The organism is Flavobacterium keumense, from assembly GCF_029866485.1.
GTDB classification, from domain to species: Bacteria; Bacteroidota; Bacteroidia; order Flavobacteriales; family Flavobacteriaceae; genus Flavobacterium; species Flavobacterium keumense.
Map to the genome: position 1 here is coordinate 918,606 of NZ_CP092332.1, position 20,832 is coordinate 939,437.

The 20,832-nt window shown below is 36.6% G+C and carries 17 protein-coding genes; 9 read left to right on the top strand and 8 right to left on the bottom strand.

What is annotated here, in order from left to right:
* The first annotated feature begins 187 nt into the window (after nucleotides 1–187).
* Together atpD and MG292_RS03940 are read left to right on the top strand one after the other, a co-directional pair.
* On the top strand, nucleotides 188–1,699 hold the full coding sequence (gene atpD / locus MG292_RS03935) for a F0F1 ATP synthase subunit beta (RefSeq protein WP_264534003.1): 1,512 nt from the start codon (nucleotides 188–190) through the stop codon (nucleotides 1,697–1,699).
* A gap of 78 nt (nucleotides 1,700–1,777) precedes the next feature.
* Nucleotides 1,778–2,059, top strand: coding sequence for a F0F1 ATP synthase subunit delta/epsilon (locus tag MG292_RS03940; RefSeq protein ID WP_264534002.1), 282 nt, complete (start codon nucleotides 1,778–1,780; stop codon nucleotides 2,057–2,059).
* Nucleotides 2,060–2,121: 62 nt separating this feature from the next.
* On the opposite strand, the gene MG292_RS03945 is transcribed toward MG292_RS03940, so the two are convergent.
* The 4 genes from MG292_RS03945 to MG292_RS03960 form a co-directional block, all read right to left on the bottom strand.
* Nucleotides 2,122–2,502 (bottom strand): DUF417 family protein, encoded by a 381-nt coding sequence (locus tag MG292_RS03945; protein ID WP_264534001.1) that lies wholly within the window; start codon nucleotides 2,500–2,502, stop codon nucleotides 2,122–2,124.
* Nucleotides 2,503–2,602: 100 nt separating this feature from the next.
* Entirely contained in the window at nucleotides 2,603–4,138 is a 1,536-nt protein-coding gene (locus MG292_RS03950; protein ID WP_264534000.1) for a vanadium-dependent haloperoxidase, read from the bottom strand.
* A 1-nt stretch (nucleotide 4,139) separates the two neighbouring features.
* Complete coding sequence (locus MG292_RS03955) at nucleotides 4,140–5,042, bottom strand: hypothetical protein (RefSeq protein WP_264533999.1); 903 nt, start codon at nucleotides 5,040–5,042, stop codon at nucleotides 4,140–4,142.
* A 319-nt stretch (nucleotides 5,043–5,361) separates the two neighbouring features.
* Nucleotides 5,362–5,901, bottom strand: coding sequence for a hypothetical protein (locus MG292_RS03960; protein WP_264533998.1), 540 nt, complete (start codon nucleotides 5,899–5,901; stop codon nucleotides 5,362–5,364).
* Nucleotides 5,902–6,077: 176 nt separating this feature from the next.
* Here MG292_RS03960 and MG292_RS03965 point away from each other — a divergent pair, with 176 nt between their 5' ends.
* The 4 genes from MG292_RS03965 (at nucleotide 6,078) to MG292_RS03980 (ending at nucleotide 10,414) form a co-directional block, all read left to right on the top strand.
* The gene (locus MG292_RS03965; protein ID WP_264533997.1) at nucleotides 6,078–7,226 is read left to right on the top strand and encodes an aminotransferase class I/II-fold pyridoxal phosphate-dependent enzyme; all 1,149 of its coding nucleotides are present in this window, start codon (nucleotides 6,078–6,080) and stop codon (nucleotides 7,224–7,226) included.
* A gap of 55 nt (nucleotides 7,227–7,281) precedes the next feature.
* Complete coding sequence (bioD, locus tag MG292_RS03970; RefSeq protein WP_264533996.1) at nucleotides 7,282–7,902, top strand: dethiobiotin synthase; 621 nt, start codon at nucleotides 7,282–7,284, stop codon at nucleotides 7,900–7,902.
* A 65-nt stretch (nucleotides 7,903–7,967) separates the two neighbouring features.
* Nucleotides 7,968–9,239, top strand: coding sequence for an adenosylmethionine--8-amino-7-oxononanoate transaminase (gene bioA / locus MG292_RS03975; protein ID WP_264533995.1), 1,272 nt, complete (start codon nucleotides 7,968–7,970; stop codon nucleotides 9,237–9,239).
* A 20-nt stretch (nucleotides 9,240–9,259) separates the two neighbouring features.
* Nucleotides 9,260–10,414 carry a beta-ketoacyl synthase N-terminal-like domain-containing protein gene (locus tag MG292_RS03980; protein WP_264534562.1) on the top strand — a complete coding sequence of 385 codons (1,155 nt, stop codon included), beginning with the start codon at nucleotides 9,260–9,262 and terminating at the stop codon, nucleotides 10,412–10,414.
* Between the two features lie 169 nt (nucleotides 10,415–10,583).
* Here MG292_RS03980 and MG292_RS03985 read toward each other — a convergent pair whose 3' ends face one another.
* Nucleotides 10,584–11,060: a regulatory protein RecX gene (locus tag MG292_RS03985; RefSeq protein ID WP_264533994.1), complete on the bottom strand. Its 477-nt coding sequence runs from the start codon at nucleotides 11,058–11,060 to the stop codon at nucleotides 10,584–10,586.
* A 166-nt stretch (nucleotides 11,061–11,226) separates the two neighbouring features.
* Here MG292_RS03985 and MG292_RS03990 point away from each other — a divergent pair, with 166 nt between their 5' ends.
* A complete protein-coding gene (locus tag MG292_RS03990; protein WP_264533993.1) occupies nucleotides 11,227–15,081 on the top strand; it encodes a calcium-binding protein in 3,855 nt (1,284 codons plus the stop codon).
* A gap of 56 nt (nucleotides 15,082–15,137) precedes the next feature.
* Here MG292_RS03990 and bioB read toward each other — a convergent pair whose 3' ends face one another.
* Together bioB and MG292_RS04000 are read right to left on the bottom strand one after the other, a co-directional pair.
* Nucleotides 15,138–16,223: a biotin synthase BioB gene (gene bioB / locus MG292_RS03995; protein ID WP_264533992.1), complete on the bottom strand. Its 1,086-nt coding sequence runs from the start codon at nucleotides 16,221–16,223 to the stop codon at nucleotides 15,138–15,140.
* Nucleotides 16,224–16,294: 71 nt separating this feature from the next.
* On the bottom strand, nucleotides 16,295–17,233 hold the full coding sequence (locus tag MG292_RS04000) for a bifunctional riboflavin kinase/FAD synthetase (protein WP_264533991.1): 939 nt from the start codon (nucleotides 17,231–17,233) through the stop codon (nucleotides 16,295–16,297).
* 200 nt (nucleotides 17,234–17,433) lie between these two features.
* Here MG292_RS04000 and MG292_RS04005 point away from each other — a divergent pair, with 200 nt between their 5' ends.
* Both MG292_RS04005 and MG292_RS04010 read left to right on the top strand, forming a co-directional pair.
* Entirely contained in the window at nucleotides 17,434–19,650 is a 2,217-nt protein-coding gene (locus MG292_RS04005) for a reprolysin-like metallopeptidase (RefSeq protein ID WP_280158213.1), read from the top strand.
* Between the two features lie 20 nt (nucleotides 19,651–19,670).
* Nucleotides 19,671–20,108, top strand: coding sequence for a T9SS type A sorting domain-containing protein (locus MG292_RS04010; RefSeq protein WP_280158214.1), 438 nt, complete (start codon nucleotides 19,671–19,673; stop codon nucleotides 20,106–20,108).
* 14 nt (nucleotides 20,109–20,122) lie between these two features.
* Here MG292_RS04010 and pth read toward each other — a convergent pair whose 3' ends face one another.
* Nucleotides 20,123–20,749, bottom strand: coding sequence for an aminoacyl-tRNA hydrolase (pth, locus tag MG292_RS04015; RefSeq protein WP_264533989.1), 627 nt, complete (start codon nucleotides 20,747–20,749; stop codon nucleotides 20,123–20,125).
* Nucleotides 20,750–20,832 lie beyond the last annotated feature (83 nt).

Genomic DNA, 20,832 nt, shown 5'->3' on the forward strand with positions numbered 1-20,832 from the left:
ATTAGGGCCACCACATTTTCATGTGGTGGTTTTTTTTAAACTAAAATTATCCTTATTTTTTTAATAAAAAATTATTGATTTTATATTTTAAAAATTATCTTTGCACTCTGAAAATAGCATTTAATATAGAGCTTCTTGTTAACTGCATTTCATAAACCTAAATAGCTATTTAATAAATACATAAGTAATGTCTAAAGTAATAGGAAAAGTTGCCCAAATCATTGGCCCAGTAGTTGACGTTGTTTTCAACGGTAAAGATGTTGAACTTCCAAAAATTTATGATTCGTTAGAAGTCACTAGAAAAGATGGAACTGTATTAGTTCTAGAAGTACAATCCCATATTGGAGAAAATACTGTTCGTACCATTTCGATGGACTCAACAGATGGTTTGAGTAGAGGGTATGAAGTGGTAGGTACAGGGAATCCTATTCAAATGCCTATTGGTCCAGATGTTTATGGACGTTTATTTAATGTAATTGGAGATGCTATTGATGGTTTAGGGAACTTACCTAAAACAGGAGACAATGGATTGTCAATTCATAGAGCTGCTCCAAAATTTGAAGATTTATCAACTTCTTCTGAAGTTTTATTTACAGGAATTAAAGTAATTGATTTGATTGAGCCGTATGCAAAAGGAGGTAAAATTGGATTGTTTGGTGGTGCTGGAGTAGGTAAAACAGTATTGATTCAAGAGTTGATTAACAATATTGCAAAAGGTCATGGTGGACTTTCAGTATTCGCAGGAGTAGGAGAAAGAACCCGTGAAGGGAATGACTTACTTCGTGAGATGTTAGAGTCAGGAATTATTAAATACGGTGAAGATTTCATGCACTCTATGGAAAATGGAGGATGGGATTTATCTAAAGTAGATATGCCAGGAATGAGAGAGTCAAAAGCTACTTTCGTTTTCGGACAAATGAATGAACCACCAGGAGCTCGTGCTCGTGTAGCACTTTCTGGATTATCTATTGCTGAGTATTTCCGTGATGGAGCTGGATCGGATCAAGGTAAAGACGTATTGTTCTTTGTGGATAATATCTTCCGTTTTACCCAAGCAGGTTCTGAGGTATCGGCACTTTTAGGGCGTATGCCATCTGCGGTAGGATACCAGCCAACATTAGCAACTGAAATGGGGGCTATGCAAGAGCGAATCACTTCTACAAATAAAGGATCTATTACATCTGTACAAGCGGTTTACGTTCCTGCGGATGACTTAACAGACCCGGCGCCAGCAACAACATTTGCTCACTTAGATGCAACAACAGTATTGTCTCGTAAAATTGCTGAGTTAGGTATTTATCCAGCGGTTGATCCATTAGATTCTACTTCTAGAATCTTGACACCACAAATTTTAGGTGATGAACACTACAATTGTGCACAAAGAGTGAAAGAAATTCTTCAAAAATACAAACAGTTACAAGATATTATTGCAATTCTTGGTATGGAAGAGTTGTCAGAAGAAGATAAATTAGCTGTAGCAAGAGCACGCCGTGTACAACGTTTCTTGTCTCAACCTTTCCATGTTGCTGAGCAATTTACAGGAATTCCAGGGGTATTAGTTGACATTAAAGATACTATCAAAGGATTTAACATGATTATTGATGGTGAATTAGATCACTTGCCAGAAGCTGCTTTTAACCTTAAAGGAACTATTGAACAAGCAATTGAGGCTGGAGAAAAAATGTTGGCAGAAGCATAATTGGTTGTTTGTTGTTGGTTATTGGATGCTAGATTTGCAACCTTCGACTATCAACTATCAACTATGAACTAAAAAAATATGATTTTAGAAATAGTATCACCAGAGGCAAAGTTATTTTCAGGAGAAATTACTTCATTGTATCTTCCAGGGGTAGATGGAGATTTTCAAATTTTGAATAATCACGCGCCAATTGTTTCTTTATTAAAGAAAGGAACTGTAAAAATTGCCGCGCCAAGCTTTACACTTTCAAAGGAGGCCGAAGCTAAATTAACGAGAGTAAATGATCAATTGTACACATTGGCAATAGAGTCAGGAACAATTGAGATGAAAGACAATAAAGTAATTCTTTTAGCAGACTAATTAGAAGAATTTAAGTCATAAAAAACGCCTAACATTGTTAGGCGTTTTTTGGTTTTAGATAACTATAATTTTTGAGTACAATATCTTCGATTGTGTTTTCCAGCAATTACTAACGCTCCTGCAACTAACACTACATTTTTGATAATGTATTGGCCCACTAAAGTAGGCTGATAAGGGAATGTATCAAAACAAGCGTTTGTAAGTATGAAAAGAGGAAATAAGGTAGCAACCATGTGTAATAGTAATAGTATAATTGTTAATGGGACTAATCGTTTGATTAATAGTCCTAGCCCAATGAGTACTTCACACAGTCCAAGTACTGGAATGAAAATCTCCGGCTTGAACCAAAAAACAGTTTGTTCTACTAAATCTCCTGCAGGGCTAATTCCAATTATTTTTAAACTTCCAAACCAAATGTAAACAATAGCTAATGCTATTCGCATAAAAATTATGCTATGTTTTTCGATTTTTTCGCTAAATGAAAAATAAAAGTTGTTGAATGTATGTATCATGGTTTATGAAATTATAGTTATTAAATTGGGGTTATTCAGCACCGTCAATTTGTGCTCTTCTAACTGCAAATCCGCCAACAGTTTCTCCTAAAAGCAACCCTTTTTCACAATCACTTCTATAATGAATAGCACCAAATAAGCGTGAGTTAGAGGCATCTTTTGCTAATGCTTTAAATTCAGTTGCTTTGGCCGGAATTATATGAGACAATACTGTCGCAGCGGCACCACTAAAGGTAGAGTGACCCGAAACATAAGCAGGGAAATTAGGAATACCAGTCAATGTCTTGATAGAAGAATCCATTTGTGTTGGTCTTGGATTAAAATAGAAATATTTAGCATCCCAACAACTAATAGCCGCATCCATTAAAGAAAGATTCAATAGCGCCATATTTCTTGCCCATCGCACTTCGCTATAGTTTTGGTTTACAAAAGCATCTGCAGCAATAGCGTTCCAGTGGCCAGGAGGCGTATAGGTTCCTACACCATCAGCCCAAAAAGTTACAATTTCCATTTCTTTTCTGGTTGCATTTTCACTGAATTTTTTAACTTCTGCTAATTCAGTTGCAAATTGAGCAGATCTTGTTGAAGGAGGAGGTACAGGACGGCTTGCTACTACATCAGATGACGACATTAAGAATGAACGAACATTTCCAAATAAAGGTAACATAGGAGGTCTAACAGGTAAGTCTAATGATAACCAAGGAGTTTCTCCAGTAGCAGTGGTTTGGGTTTGTAATTGAGTCCAAATGGTTTGGTTTCCAACGGCGGCTCCCATTCCGTCACCAGCGGCTCTTGTAATATATTTGGTGGCTATTTTTCGGCCTAAAGTAATTCCTGCTTCCACATCACTACGAACGTTAGCACCACTAATAATTCGGTATAACTTTTCTTCTTCTGCTTTTCCATTGATATAAGCAATTTCAGTAGGGAATAATAATTTCAATAATTCTACTGTAACTCCTGCTAATACTCCGTCTTCTGATGGATAAGAAGGCATTCCATTTTTTGGAACCAATACATTTAAAGAAGTATCAGCAACGTAAGGGGCAACTCTGTTATACAACCTTTTGTAATACCAAGTAGCCACTAAAGCATCATATTGAGCGGCACTTACGTAAGCATAAGCGCGTGCTGCATAAGGAGGATTTGAAAAAGGAAAAGGAGTATTCGCAAATGGATTGGCAGAAGATGGAGTTGGGTAGGTTCCATCTGCATTTTGATACGGTGGACGATTGTGTTTGGCAACCAAAGTACGCATAATTTCATTCCAGCGCAATACGCTTCCTGCACTCCAGTATTTAATGATGGCTTTTTGTTCGTCGGTAATATTGGCTTGATAGCTTTTAATCTCGTTTAATTCTCTAGTAAAGGCAGCATTAGTAGTGGCTACTGGAGCGTCTAAGCTAAATTCGTCTGGAGCAGCTAATAATATTGGTCGCCAAGTACCTGCTAAATCATCATTATTTGTAGGACTTAGTATAGGATAATTTTCAGAACGATCGTAAATATCATTACTGCAAGAGGTAAGTAAGCTTAATAGAATAAGGGAAAATAGTATATTTTTCATTTTATTTTTTGTTGAAGTTGATGATATAAAAGAATCCTGCATATACGGCATTTGTTTGACCTACATTGCGTCCCTCTAATACATGATTGAACCCACCCACAAGCGCTAATGCTTCTTTTTTAGGGAAAGTGTATTTGGTATGTATGCCAACTTTAAGGGTATTCATAGTATTACTCGGGAAAGGCATATTGTTTTTTGTAATGTCAAACCCGCCTTGAGTTACTTGGTTGTCCAAAATTGCTTCGGCAATCAAGCGATTAGAACGATACCCCATCCTAAGATTAACATTAATTACATCTGGCATGGCAACTTCATTGGAGTAAATCATTTCGTTGGTGAAATAGGCATTTCTATCAATTGTAATTTTAGCTCTTTTTAGATAAGCGCCAGATAGCGTTGTGAAAAAATGACCTTTTTGATAATCTCCCATCAATCTGAAAGTTCCTGTTTTGCTTTGCAACCCAATACTTAAGGGTAAATAATCTGCAACGTAATTTGTTGTTGGCACAGAGATACCTGCAATGGTGTATAAAGAATAAGTAGCTCCTCCAATAGTCTTTTCAATAGGCATGTATTTCACTGTTGCCGAAAAATCTTGCAATCCATTTTGACCTTTTAAAGTACCTGCAGAAGCTTGTGTGGTCATATAAGGCAAACTCACTATAATATTCAATTTGTCTGACACACCGTAGTTGGCGTTTACGCTGATATTGTTATTTGAGACTGTTCCTAAATTTTGATTGTCTCTTTTGAAAGTTCCTTCCCAGTAATTGTCCCAAGCGCTGTACTGATAAACTGCACCAGTACAAAGTTGTTTTTTACTCATCATAATACCGTCAATTTCGGTTTGAGCATTAGTAAATAAAGTCCCTAATAGTAGGCAACAAAAGTATATTTGTTTCATTTTTTTAGTAATTGGTTGGATCTCAAAATCAAATACTCTGTACTCATTTCTTTTAAAAAAATAGAGTAGGCGTAAGCTTCCAATTAATTTAGAGGATGCTTATAGAATATTCATTTTAAGAAAAATAAATAGAAAATGTAATAATGAATTGGATGTGTAGAAATACCTCTAAGAAAGGTACAACACCAAAGGTTTACACCAATTTATCATGATGAAAATGTATTGAAAGGTATGATTATAATGTACTTATAGCAGTCATACAAATACAACTCTACCTAATTGAAAATCAATCAATTCGTAAATGGGTTAAAACCTAAAATTAAATAAAATCCGGAGGGGAATAGGGTAAAGAAAGGTGTTCAGATTCAGTAAAATTCACAACGGTTGTTGAAATTAAGCTAGTTGAAACTAGTTTTTCGAGTTGTGTAGGAATACTAATTTCTGGGTTGTCGACGTAATCTTTGATAAAAGATTTAAGAATTTTTTTGACAGGAGATTCCTTTGAATTTCCATTATTGAAAAGTTGACTGTCTACGATATCGTTTAAATCCTTACTGACTTTATTTTCATTAGAATTAGGCAAATAATAAAGATGAAGTGTGTTGTCTTTAATTTGTTTCTTAAAGATGTGATAACTCTTCTTATTAATGATAACATCTTCGTTCACATCTTCAAATTCAGTGTCTTCTACGAAGGTGTATAAAGAAGCATTTAATTTCATAACACGAAAATCAGTATGGTTTGTTTTTTCCATACGTGCTACCCATGCTTGCTGTTCTTGGTAAGCAAACATTAAATAGTAACCTATCATGTTATAGAACAAGGTTACAATTAAAAAAAGGGTGGCTATTCTTTTCATTGCTCCGAAAGTAGAAAACTATTTGATTGAGCAATACTATCCAAATCAAATTTTAAGATTTTTTTAACAAAAGTTCAATTTTTAAAAAATCGAAACCGATTTCGATTTTTTTTAATAGGTTAAGTTTGAAAATTTAAGAATCTAAAAGACCAAAAAATGCCTTATTTTTGTGGAGTATGAAAAAATTACCTGTAACTCTTTCAGATAAATTAGCGCTGCGGTTGCAAAACAACGCCTTGAGGCAGTTGCCAAAAGCTTCTGACTTGGTAGATTTTGCTTCGAATGATTATTTGGGATTTTCTAAATCCGATGCGATTTTTGAAGCAACGCATCAGTATTTACTAGACCATAATCAGAAACAAAATGGAGCGACAGGCTCTCGTTTACTTTCAGGAAATCATCAAGTTTATCAAGTTACCGAAGACTGTATTGCTCAATTTCATCAAGCGCCAGCAGCCTTGATTTTCAATTCAGGGTATGATGCTAATGTGGGTTTTTTTAGTGCGATTCCTCAAAAGGGAGATTTGATTTTGTACGATGAATTGTGTCACGCGTCCATTCGTGATGGAATCCAATTATCGAATGCAAAGGCCTATAAATTCCAACACAATGACTTGGAAGATTTAGAACGATTGTTAGTTCGACATCCGGATACTACTATTTATATTGTTACTGAATCGGTTTTTTCAATGGATGGTGATACGCCTAATCTAGAAGAATTAGTTCAATTGACTGAAAAACACAAAGCCTATGTAGTGGTTGATGAGGCGCATGCTTTGGGGGTTTTTGGTGAAAAAGGGGAAGGGTTAGTGCAAAGTTTAAGTTTACAAGAAACTGTTTTTGCCCGAATTATGACGTTCGGAAAAGGATTGGGTTGCCATGGAGCTGCCGTTTTAGGAGGAGAAGATTTGAAGAGTTACTTAGTCAATTTTGCGCGAAGTTTTATCTATACAACGGGTTTGTCACCCCATTCGGTGGCGACTATTTTGACCGCTTATGAGCAGTTAGAAAGAGCAACCCACAGCCAACAACAATTAAAAAATAACATCGCTCATTTCAATCAAGAAAAGAATCGGTTGAGTTTAAAAACGTTGTTTGTTCGCAGTAAATCAGCCATTCAATCGGCTATAATTCCGGGGAATGAAAAAGTAAAAAGCATAGCACAACAATTACAAAGTAAGGGATTTGATGTGAAACCTATTTTGTCGCCAACAGTACCCGAAGGTCAAGAACGCTTACGATTTTGTTTACATAGTTTTAATTCAGAACAAGAAATAACCGAGGTGTTACAATTGTTGAGTGCTCTTATTTTTTTAGGAGCTTAATTGTTGTGAACTTAGTGAAAACTTAGCGACCTTTGTGGTTGAATACTCTATTAATATGAAATTATTTATAACAGGCATTTCGACCGATGTGGGCAAAACAATTGCTTCGGCAATTATTGTGGAAGCGCTCCAAGCCGATTATTGGAAACCGATTCAGGCAGGTGATTTAGAACACTCGGATACCCATAAAGTACAAGCCTTAGTTTCGAATACACAATCGCAATTTCATCCGAATAGTTATGCTTTGCAAACTCCAGCAAGTCCGCATTTAGCTGCTGCGAAAGACAGAATAACTATCGATTTGAACCAAATTCAAGAGCCTCAAACCAAGAATCACTTGGTCATTGAAGGAGCGGGAGGCATTTTGGTTCCGCTTAATGAAACACAATCGGTGGTAGATATTATTCAGTCCGATTATAAAGTAATTGTAGTTTCTAGACACTATTTAGGCAGTATTAATCATACGTTATTAACGGTAGAAGCCTTGCAAAACCGAAAGTTGTCTATTGCAGGAATTGTTTTTTCTGGCGAAGAAAACACAAGTTCTGAATCTATAATTTTAAACAGAACGGGTTTGCCGTGCATTGGCAGAATTGACCAAGAACCGTATTTTGATACCAACGTCATAGTAGAATATGCCGATTTGTTTCGAGAGAATCTTTTGAAAATTCAATAGCAATCACAATATCAAAAATCAATTTCTGAAATCGTTACTCTACAATCAAAAATCTTCAATCTACTATGAGTTTAACCGAAAAAGACAGTCAATACCTTTGGCATCCGTATACACAACATAAGACCGCTTCGGCTCCTATTGCGATTACAAAAGGGAAAGGTGCTTTGTTGTGGGATGAAAATGATAAAGAATATATTGATGCGATTGCGTCTTGGTGGGTAAATCCGTACGGGCATTCCAATATGTTTATCGCTGATGCGATTTACAAGCAATTGACTACTTTAGAACACGTGCTTTTTGGCGGATTTACACACGAACCTGCTGTGGTTTTGGCTGAAAAATTGATGGCGATTTTGCCTAAAAACCAACAAAAATTATTCTTTTCAGATAATGGATCTACCGCTGTAGAAGTGGCGATTAAAGTGGCATTGCAGTATTTTTTCAATAAAGGAGAAAAGAAAACAACAATTATTGCCTTCGAAAATGCGTTTCACGGTGACACATTTGCAGCTATGGCAGCGAGCGGAATTTCTTTTTTTACCGATGCTTTTCAAGGAATGTTTATTGATGTAATTCGGATTCCTGTTCCAGTTGTTGGACAAGAAAAATCCTGTTTTGAAGCTTTGGTCAAAGTTCTAAAAGATCACCATTGCGCTGGATTTATCTACGAACCTTTGGTACAAGGTGCCGCAGGAATGGTGATGTACGAACCCGCTGCTTTGGATACCTTAATCCGAATGTGTAAAGACAATAACGTGTTGACGATTGCTGATGAAGTGATGACAGGTTTTGGAAAAACAGGAAAAACCTTTGCTTCGGATTATCTAACAGAACAACCCGATATGATGTGTTTGTCCAAAGCTTTAACAGGTGGTACGATTCCGATGGCAATTACGACTTTCACTCAAGAAATTTTCGATGCGTTTTATGATAAAGATATTAATAAGGCGTTGTTTCATGGGCACACATTTACGGCGAATCCAACGGGTTGTGCTGCGGCTTTAGCGAGTTTGGAATTGTTACAAACTCCTGAAATGCAAGCCAATATTTTGCGAGTAAATGCCAATCATTTGGCTTTTGAAAAAAGAGTCCAATCACATCCAAAAGTAGTAACTACCCGAGTATTAGGGGTTATTTTTGCTTTGGAAATCAAGACCGAATCGGCTGCAAGTTATTACGGAAATTTGCGTAACAAATTGTATAATTTCTTTATTGGAAATGGCGTGATATTACGTCCTGTGGGCAATATTGTGTATGTGCTGCCGCCGTATATAATTACGGACGAGCAATTAGAAAAAGTCTATCAAGTAGTCGAAAGTGCTCTTGAAATAGTGTAATTTTGCATAAAAATAGTCCTTTGTCACCAACTATCTCCATAACGGCCATTGCTTCTGTTTCTCCTTTGGGGAATGAACCAGAAACTATTTGGAATAAGTACCAAAACCTTAATCCGTGTTTTCAAAGTCGGTTTTTAGATCAAAAAGAAACTTTGATTGCTCCTTTGGACGAAGATTCCAAACCTCAAATCGAGGCTTTGAGACAATCGGATAGTAAATACAAATTTTTAGACAATTCTGTTTTGTTTGCCATGCTCGCTTCGCGCAAAGCTATTGCAAAAGCGGGTTGGTCAAAAAATGATGTTTTCGGAATCAATATTGGTTCGTCTCGCGGTGCCACCGATTTATTCGAAAAGCACTTTCAAGAATATACTACAACGGGCAAAGCACAGACTTTGGCTTCGCCAACCACCACTTTGGGTAATATTTCTTCTTGGGTAGCCCATGATTTGCAGACTGAGGGCCCTGAAATTTCGCATTCAATCACCTGTTCTACCGCTTTGCATGCGGTTTTGAATGGCGTGGCTTGGTTGCGTTCGGGAATGGCAGATAAATTTTTGGTTGGCGGTAGCGAAGCGCCTTTGACTGATTTTACCATTGCCCAAATGCGTGCCTTAAAAATCTATTCTCGAAGCGAAGAACACTACCCGAATCGCGCTTTGGATTTAGATAAAACGCAAAATACGATGATTTTGGGCGAAGGTGCTGGCGTTTGTTGTTTGGAAATTGGAAAAAAAGAAAATGCCTTGGCTTACATCGAAGGCATTGGTTATGCTACCGAAATTTTAGAACATAATATTTCCATTTCTGCGGAGGCAGATTGTTTCCAAAAATCCATGAAAATGGCTTTGGCCAACACAGATGTATCCGAAGTAGATGCCATTGTAATGCACGCTCCTGGAACTATCAAAGGCGATTTGACAGAATATAGAGCTATTGAAAAAGTATTTGGCAGCAAGCTCCCTTTATTGACCACCAACAAATGGAAAATAGGACATACGTTTGGTGCTTCGGGCATTTTGAGTTTGGAGTTGGCCATCTTAATGTTGCAACATAATCAGTTTGTGGGCGTTCCTTTTGCGATAGCACAAACACCAACAAAACCTATCAAAAAAGTATTGGTGAATGCCGTTGGTTTTGGGGGAAATGCGGTGAGTGTGTTGGTATCAATTTAAATTAACTTTTTAAAAAAATAGTGCCTTTAGGCACAGAATAAAGGTAGACTTGTAGGGTATGTTTTCGAGAGTGCCGTTAGGTTCGAAATAATATAAATCCCGTACCTACGGCACGGAAAAACACGTTCGAATTTTTTTTCCATAATCTTGTGCCTAGTAGCACAAAAATCTAATTTTTCCCAGCTTCTAACTCTTTCACTTTTTCGTACACCATAGTACTTTCGTAGCCTTTTCGCAATAAGAAATCACAACATTTTTTACGTTTTTTGAGTCCGTTGGATTCTTTAATGGAATACCAATTTCGTTCGGCCAAAGCATTGAAATTTGCTTCATATTCTTCAGGGGTAATTTCTTTAAGTGCCAAATTGATGTTGTAAGTGGAGATATTTCTCAATTTCAATTCGTTTACAATACGAACTTTGCCCCAAAACTTAATGCGGTGTTTTCCTCGGGCAAAACTACAGGCAAACCGACTTTCGTTGAGGTAGTTTTCTTGGATTAAATGAGCCAAAATTTCGTCAATTTCTGCCGAATCCATTTTCATAGTGCGTAATTTTTGCACCACTTCATCGTGGCAACGCTCCTGATAGGCACAGAAATGTTCTATTTTATGAATCGCTTCTTTAACGGAATTGACTTCGCTCATTGAGGTAGTTTTTATACTCGAAAAATAAGTAATTTATTTGGATTGCCATCTTTCGGTTTGCCAAAAATCACTAAATGTGGGTATTTCAATCTGTTTGTTTTTAAGTTAAGTTTGTGATAACTAGTTGAATTAGTACGTAATAACCATAATTTAAAGCGCCCCCTTTATGTTATCTTTTACCCAAATTAAACCCAAAAAAAGGGTAGTCTTGGTGCTATTCTTTTTTCTTTCTTGTTTTGGCTACAGCCAAGAAGTACAACTTGATCCTAAATTTAACTCCTATGATGACGGACTTTTGGGCGATGGCTTTGATGGAACCGTCCGAACATTGTCTCTTCAAACCGACGGAAAATTAATAGTAGGAGGTGAATTTCTAAATTATAATGGCAGTGCCAGTCCGTATCTCTGTCGCTTACAGACGGACGGTTCTAAAGATATTGGATTTAATCTTGGCACTTCTTTCAACGGAAAAATTTATACTTCGGTTATCCAACCTGATGGTAAAATTATTGTGGCGGGAGCCTTTACTACTTGTAATGGAATTCCAGTAGGACGCTTGGTGCGGTTGAATACAGACGGTTCGAGAGATACAACTTTCGATACCTCTATTGCGGCGAGTAGTGGTACTATTTATGGGCTGGCTTTACAGATTGATGGCAAAGTATTGGTGGTAGGAAGTTTTACCAAATTCAATGGAATTACCGTAAACAGAATTGCAAGGATTTTACCTAATGGTGATTTGGATAGTAGTTTTGTTACAGGGACAGGAACCACAAGTACAATTGACGATGTGGCGATTGCTCCTGATGGTAAAATAGTGCTTTCGGGATCGTTTAGTTCTTTTAATGGGAATACTAATTATTCCAAATTAGTTCAGTTACATTCAGATGGAAGCATTGACACTACTTTTTCTATAGGTGCTGGATTTGATGATGCTATTGAAGCTATTGCAGTCCAGTCAGATGGTAAAATTGTAGTAGGGGGTAGTTTTTTAAATTATAATGGAACATCTCAAAATAGAATTGTTCGTTTGAATGCGAATGGAACTGTTGACACAAGTTTTCTCTCTGGATCGGGGTTTAATAATGGAGCACTTCATGCAATTCATAGTACTTCTAGCGGAATTCTAGTAGGCGGTAGCTTTAGCGGTACTTATAAATCGACAGCTGTCAATCGTTTGGTTTTGTTAAATTCAAACGGGACAGTGAATACCAATTTTGACATAGGCGCGGGACCATCTTCAGCGACGATATACGGTTTGTGTGAGTCAACAGATAGCTTTTTTGTAGGAGGTTCTTTTTCTGTTTTTGATGATTTGAAACAGGGAAAGTTAGCTAAAATTAGTACCGTTGGCGAATTGGATTCAGGGTATTTAACAGCTGGAGTAGGATTTGACAAAGCGGTAGACAAAATAGTTCCTTTAGCAGATGGAAGTTATATCGCTTTTGGAAGTTTTACTCAATTCAATGGAAAACAAGTTAATCGAATGGCAAAACTGACAGCAAACGGTGAGTTGGACACCACTTTCAATTCGAATCAATCTGGATTTGATAATACAGTCAAAGAAGTAATGGTACTACCAGAAGGGAAACTTCTTGTGGCGGGAAATTTTACAAAATACAATGGTGTTCCTATCAAACGAATAGTTCGTTTGAATCCAGATGGGACTATTGATGTGTCTTTTACTATTGGTTCTGGTTTTAACTATATGGTTTATGCTTTGGCTTTGCAGCTTGACGACAAAATTATAGTGGCCGGCAGTTTTACTTCTTATAATGGGGTGTTAGTAAAAAAAGTGATTCGGTTATTACCCGATGGTAATTTGGATACTAGTTTTACTATTGGAACAAATCCTGATGCAACACCGAATTTATTGGTTCTCCAAGCTGATGGGAAGGTTGTAGTAGGCGGAGATTTTGCTATTTTTAACGGAATCACTTCCAATAAATTGATTCGGTTGAACACAGATGGGTCTGTCGATTCTAGTTTCTCTGTTGGGACAGGATTTGTTGGGTCTATTTATACTATAGCATTACAAAATGACGGAAAAATTCTTGTGGGAGGTTCACTATCCAAATACAACGGACAAACGATTGGCAAAATAATACGATTGAATTCTAATGGAACTTCAGACACAACGTTTAATTCAGGAACTGGTTTTAGTGGAGGAACAGTGCGTTCCATCGTGGCACAATCTAACGGAAGGATTTTAGTAGGTGGTTCTTTTTCGCGGAATTATAATGGGGCGACTGTAAAAAGAATGGTGCGTTTATTGCCCGATGGGACTTACGATGTTTCTTTTCCAATTATTTTGAATGGGCAACTCAATAGTATTTGTTTGGTTCAAGGTGGAGCGGTTATTGGAGGTAATTTCAATTCGGTTTCCGGAATATCGAAGCATCGGATAGCTAAGTTGTTATTTTGCCAAGAAGGCACAATTTGGGACGGTATAAATTGGAGTAATGGTTTGCCAACGAAGGATAAAACGGTTATGTTTAATAGCAATTATGAAATTTCGACTGATACTAAAATGTGTTCTTGTGTAGTCAATTCAGGGGTAAAAGTTACAGTTGCAACTGCAGTTACTTTAGAATTGGTATTGAATTATTCGGGAACAGGAAATTTAGTTTTCGAGAATAACGCTTCATTATATCAAACAGATGATTCCGTTGTAAATACAGGAATTATTCAGTTCAAGCGAAAAACCACCCCAGTTCGTAAAACGGATTATACCTATTGGTCCTCGCCAGTGGCAGGTCAACAGTTGAAATTGCTTTCTCCGAATTCGCCTTCTTCTACCTTTTATTCTTTTGATGCGATTTCCAATAATTGGCACAAAGAATTGACAACTAACACGATGGGTTTAGGTAAAGGTTATATTTTTCAAGCTCCCGAAAGTTTTTCAGCAACGACTCCGGCAATTTTCGAAGCTGCTTTTTCTGGAATACCCAATAATGGTTTGGTTTCACTGCCTATAGCTAAAACCAAAACGCCCAATTTAATTGGGAATCCGTATCCTTCATCACTAAATGCCGATGCATTTATTCTGGAGAATCAGAATGTGCTACAAGGGAGCTTGTATTTTTGGACACACAATACTCCTATTGATAATGGGCAATATACTTCAGATGATTATGCGGTGTATACCATTTTGGGTGGAGTAGGAACAGCGGCTAAAAATGGCGGGATAAATAACACAATCCCAAATGGTAAAATCGCATCAGGGCAAGCTTTTTTTATTTTAGGAAACAATCAGCAAGGAAATATTGTCTTTAAAAATGCAATGCGATTAAAAGGTGGGAACAATCTGTTTTTTAAAAATAGTGCTAGTAAATCGATTACTACTTCTACCTTTGAGAAACACCGAATTTGGCTCAACTTATCTAACAAACAAGGGGCTTTCAAACAAATTTTATTGGGCTATGCCACAGGAGCGACTAATGGAAAAGACGTGAAATTTGATGGACTTTCGTTAGATAGCAACGAATGGTTGGATTTTTATAGTCTAAACGAAGGAGATAAAAACAGTATTCAGGCGAGAGCTTTACCATTTGATGATTCAGATTCGGTTCCGATTGGTTATCGAGCCAAACAAGAAGGGAATTATACGATTAGTTTGGATGATTTTGACGGATTGTTTGCAAATCAAGACATTTTTTTGGAAGACCAATTAGAAGCAAAAACACAGAATTTAAAGAAAGCCGATTATTCATTCACTACTACCAAAGGCACGTTTGACAATCGGTTTGTAGTGCGTTTTCAAACTAAAAATACTGTTCCCTCAGCAATTTCCGCTGAAGTTCAAATTGTAACTCGAAACAATCAAGTTCAGATAAATTCCTCTAAAGAGATACTTAGTAAAGTGTCCTTGTATTCGTTAGAAGGGAAGCAATTGTATCATGTCGAATCATTGGAAGCCAAAACCCATACCATTGAAGCGGCGCTTTGGAAGACAAAAGTACTTATTGTTCAAATAACATTGAAAACAGGAGCAGTAGTTAGTCGTAAAGTATTGTTGTAAAAGAAAAAGCTTCCAATCGTAATGGCTGGAAGCTTTTATATGCTTGAATGCTATTTTTATTTTCCTTTAACAGAGGCCTCTAAATTTCTTTCGATAGTATGTCCTGGACGCGACCATTTTGGTTTTTCGCCTAAGGCAACATATTGAGAATCTTCGGCTTCTACAGTTTGTGGTTGTACCATTTTAGTAAATGGTTTCTGTGGTTTTAATCCCAATAATTCAAACATTTTCATGTCTTCATTCACATCGGGATTTGGAGTGGTCAATAATTTATTTCCGGCAAAAATCGAATTGGCTCCTGCAAAGAAACACATCGCCTGACCTTCACGACTCATGTTGGTTCTACCTGCTGATAAACGAACTTGTGTTTCAGGCATAACAATTCGGGTAGTGGCTACCATTCGAATCATTTCCCAAATTTCAACCGGTTCTTCGTCTTCTAGAGGTGTTCCATCTACAGCCACCAAAGCATTAATTGGCACTGATTCCGGTTGTGGGTTCAACGTAGAAAGCGCTACAAGCATTCCTGCACGGTCTTCGATACTTTCTCCCATTCCGATGATACCACCACTACAAACGGTTACGTTAGTTTTACGAACGTTTTCTATAGTTTGCAAACGGTCTTCGAAACCGCGTGTCGAAATTACCTCTTTATAATATTCTTCTGAGGTATCTAAATTATGGTTGTAAGCATACAAACCTGCTTCGGCTAAGCGTTTAGCTTGGTTTTCGGTAATCATACCCAAAGTACAACATACTTCCATGTCTAGTTTGTTGATGGTGCGCACCATTTCTAACACTTGGTCAAACTCGTGCCCATCTTTTACATTACGCCAAGCCGCTCCCATGCATACGCGAGAAGATCCAGCTGATTTGGCATTCAAAGCTTGTGCCTTTACTTGGCTCACCGTCATTAAATCATTTCCTTCTATGTTGGTGTTGTAACGCGCTGCCTGAGGACAATAGCCACAATCTTCAGAACACCCACCCGTCTTAATAGACAATAAAGTGGAAACCTGTACCACGTTTGGATCGTGATTTTCTCTGTGAATAGAAGCTGCTTCATAAAGCAAGTCCATCAAAGGTTTATTGTAAATTGCAATAATTTCTTCTTTGGTCCAATCGTGTTTTGTAATGCTCATGGGTATAATTTTATAGGTCAAAAGTAATCAAATAGTTTCAAACAAGCAATGTAGTGTATTTAAAAGGAAGGCTACTTGTTTTCTAGATTTTGAAGATACTGTTTTGAAAAATTTTGATCGTCTTCCAATTGTTTGGTTAGCAATGCAACGGATTCAAATTTCTTTTCTGAACGAATGCGTTGTAAAATGGCAATTTTAATATGGCTATCGTAAATGTCATCATTAAAATCAAAAAAGTGTACTTCGATAGTTTTGGTTTTTCCTTCAACAGTTGGATTAAAACCAATATTCATCATACCAAATACTTGTGCTCCGTTTATATCTGAACGGACAATATAAACGCCATTTTTTGGAACTAATTTGTACGCTTCTTTTAACTCAATGTTGGCTGTTGGAAACCCAATAGTTCTACCTAATTGTTTCCCTTTTACAACGGTTCCGCTTAAAAAATAAGCATAGCCTAAATATTCATTAGCTAACTGGATGTCTCCTGTTTCAAGAGCCGTTCTGATTTTGGTAGAACTAATTGAAATTGCGTTGATTTCTTGGGCTGATATTTGCTCTACTTCAAACCCATATTGTGTACCAAAATGGATTAAATCATCAATATTTGCCGTTCGGTTTTTTCCAAATCGGTGGTCGTAGCCAATGATGATTTTTTGAATATGTAGTTGATCAACTAAAACGGTTTTGACAAATTCTTCGGCACTTAATTGAGCAAAGCTCTCATCAAAAGGATGGATAATTAGATTCTCAATTCCGATGGTTTCTAACAACTCCATTTTTTCATTGATGGTGTTCAGTAATTTCAAATCGAATTTTCCTTGTAACACCATTCTTGGATGTGGAAAAAAAGTAAGCACGGTACTTTCAAATTCTCCATTGTTGGTATTTTGGGTTAACTTTTTTAGAATTGCCGCATGACCAATATGCACCCCATCAAAAGTACCAAGTGTTAATATGGTTTTCTTGTTGGAATGAAATTCGTTTATGGAATGAAAAATTTTCAAGTCAGTCTCCTCTTTATTTTGGGTGCAAATTTAAACTAAACTATTTGAAAATTCTTGCCAAAATGAATTCCTTTTAATTACAATTTTAAACTATCTGTCAAAAGTGCATTAAATGGCTATTTTTCCAATAAAATTAAGGATTTTACGTTTTAATTTTAAATCAAAAAAACTACTTTTGGAATTCCAAAGACACCAAATCAATGAAAAGATACTTTCTGTTTTTAATTCTTATCTTTTCTTTTTCGTTGATGCAAGCCCAAAATGTATCGCCGTGGAAAAGAATTTCTCGAGCTCAAATTTCCTTAATAGAGCGTGTAAACATCAGAGAAGATAATGAACATTCAGTATTGTTTGAATTAGATGTACCAGCTTTAAAACAAGCTTTACAACCTCTTCAAAATTCCACTATTGCTAGCGAAATTGAAATAGAAATACCAAATAAAAAGGGAGAATTAGAAAAGTTTAAAATTCATGAATTCTCTAATTTTGAGCCCGCTTTACAAGCTCAATTTCCTGATATTCGTTCGTATGCAGGGCTTGGTTTGACAGATAAAAATGCAACGGTCTATTTTAGTATGTCTCCAAAAGGAATTCAAACTATGGTATTGCGTTCCGATAATGCAACTGAATTTATCGAAAAACGTTCTGATGGTCAGGAAATTTATGAATTGTTCGATTCCAATACTAGGCAAAAGGGGAGTTTGCCATTGTATTGTTCTACTTCAGATAGTCTTTTAAATAAGCAATTAGTTAGTAAAACGGCGGCTGTAACAGCTAATAATGGAGTGTATAAAACATTACGATTGGCATTGGCATGTACAGGAGAATATACAGCGTATTTTGGAGGAGTGACTCAAGCATTAGCTGCGATGAATGCCACCTTAACTCGCGTGAATGGTATTTTTAATAGAGATTTGGCCTTGCATTTAAATTTGATTGCCAACAATACAGTTTTATTGTATACGAATGCTGCAACTGATCCGTACTCACCTTCGTCTGTTGGAGTTAATGGTGCCTGGAATTTAGAACTACAACGTGATTTGACTGCTAAGATAGGAAATGCAAACTATGATATTGGGCATTTATTTGGAGCATCTGGAGGAGGAGGGAATGCCGGTTGTATTGGTTGTGTTTGCCAGAATCCAATCTCATCAACTGATTTAGCTAAAGGAAGTGGTTATACTTCTCCGGCAGATGGAAAACCTGAGGGAGATACCTTTGATATTGATTTTGTGGCACATGAGATGGGTCACCAATTAGGAGCAAATCATACGTTTTCTCATGAGGTTGAAGGCACTGGTGTTAATGTAGAACCAGGAGGCGGATCTACTATTATGGCGTATGCAGGAGTTAGTGATTTTAATGTTCAAATGCATTCAGACAATTATTTTGCTTTTGTTAGTATTGCACAAATTCAAAATAATCTTGCAAATAAAACGTGTCCAATTACAACATTCTTGTCAAATAAAACACCAATTGCTAATGCAGGACCTGATTATAGTATTCCTAAAGGGACTCCATTTATTCTTAAAGGTTCTGGCTCAGATCCTAATGGCGATGTGTTGAGTTATTGTTGGGAACAAAATGATGCTGCTATTTCATCGTATGGGTCCAATAGTATTGCCTACCCAACAAAGATAGATGGGCCGCTTTTTAGATCAGTTATGCCAAGTACTTCTCCTAATCGTTATATGCCGGCTTTAAACAAAGTGTTGAGTAATAAGTTGAATTCTAAATGGGAATCGGTTTCAGATATTTCTAGGACGCTACATTTTACGCTTACAGTTAGAGATAATGCTATACAGGGATTAGCACAAACTAATACAGATGCAATGCAGGTTGCAGTTGATGCCACCAGAGGTCCTTTTGTAGTGACCTCTCAAAACACTAAAGATTTATCTTGGGTACCATTAAGTTGTCAAATTATTACTTGGACGGTAAATAACACAGTTACGCTACCCGGAGCTTCACGTGTGAATATTAAATTGTCTGTTGATGGAGGACTTACTTTCTCCAAAACGTTAAAAGCAAATACTCCAAATGATGGCTATGAGTTGATTATTGTACCTGAGGGGATTTCAGGAAAAAATTGTCGGATTATGATAGAACCGACAGACAATATTTTTTATGCTATCAATCAAGAACCTTTTGCTATTGGGTACACAACGGTTTCTAGTTGTGCTACCTATGATTTTTCAGCTCCATTTGTTATTCCTGAAACAGCAACCTATACTACTAAAACAATAGTAGTTCCAACTACTACGGCAGTAGTTTCGGATGTAAATGTGGCAGTTAATGTAACTCATACCTATTTGTCAGATATTGAGATGGAAATTATCAATCCAGAAGGGAGAACCGTGCGTCTATTTTCAAATTCATGTGAGGATACTAACGGGAGTTTAGTTTTAAAATTATGATTTAGGAGGGTCTCTTTCTTGTGAAAAACAAACCCATACAAACAGTTGCACCTGAAGAGTCTTTAAGTTTGTATAATGAATCGAATCCTTCAGGGATTTGGTCTTTTAGAGTTAGGGACGAATTTGCAGGAGATATTGGATCAATTAATGCTGCTTCAGTATCTATTTGTACTAAAACGTACACACCTATTGCTGCTCCAGATATTGACAGGAACAGTTTAGCGGTATTTCCAAACCCAAATAATGGAGAGTTTAATGTGGTGTTTTTTAGCATGTATACTTCTGGAGTCACTATAACGCTTCATGATTTAACAGGTAAGAAAATATACCAGGCGAGTTTTCCTAGTACTCCTATCTTTGCAGAAACAATTCAAATAAAAGGAATTCAATCCGGGGTATACTTATTAACAGTAGTAGACGGATATAATGAAACCGTGAAAAAAATATTTGTTAATTGAGTTATTGAATCGTTCTATTTCCCATTAAAAGAGGTCATGGTGTTTTCTAATCCTGCAGTACCGAAAGATTTAATTATTTCTGAAGCTAATTCAAGTCGTTCTGGAAGTTTTGATTTTTCTTCTTCGGTCCATTCGCCAAGAACATAATCTACTTGTTGACCTTTTTTAAATTGGTCACTAATTCCAAATCGGAAACGGCTATAATTTTGAGTATTTAAAATCAAATTGATGTTTTTAAGTCCGTTATGGCCACCATCACTTCCTTTGGGTTTGATGCGAATGGTTCCAAAAGACAAATTCAAATCATCGGTTATTACTAAAACATTTTCCAAAGGAATATTTTCTTTGTCCATCCAAAATTTTACCGCTTTCCCACTTAAATTCATGTAGGTGTTTGGTTTTAGCAATAAAAAAGTACGCCCTTTGAACTTGTATTCCGCTAGAGTTCCCAACTTTACTGTTTCAAAAGAAAGACTTTCTTTTTTGGCTAAAAAATCCAACACTTTGAAACCAATATTGTGCCGTGTGTTTACATATTCAGCACCAATATTTCCTAATCCTACAATTAAAAATTTCTTCATATCCTTGGTTTCCTTTTTTGATTGAGTCGTTCTAAACAGTTGGGTTATCCATTGTATCATTTTGCAAAAGTAAACTTATTTTTTTAATAGTTTTTGACTTTCAAAAGCCAAGAAAAATCAAATAAAAAAAGCACCAGTTGAAA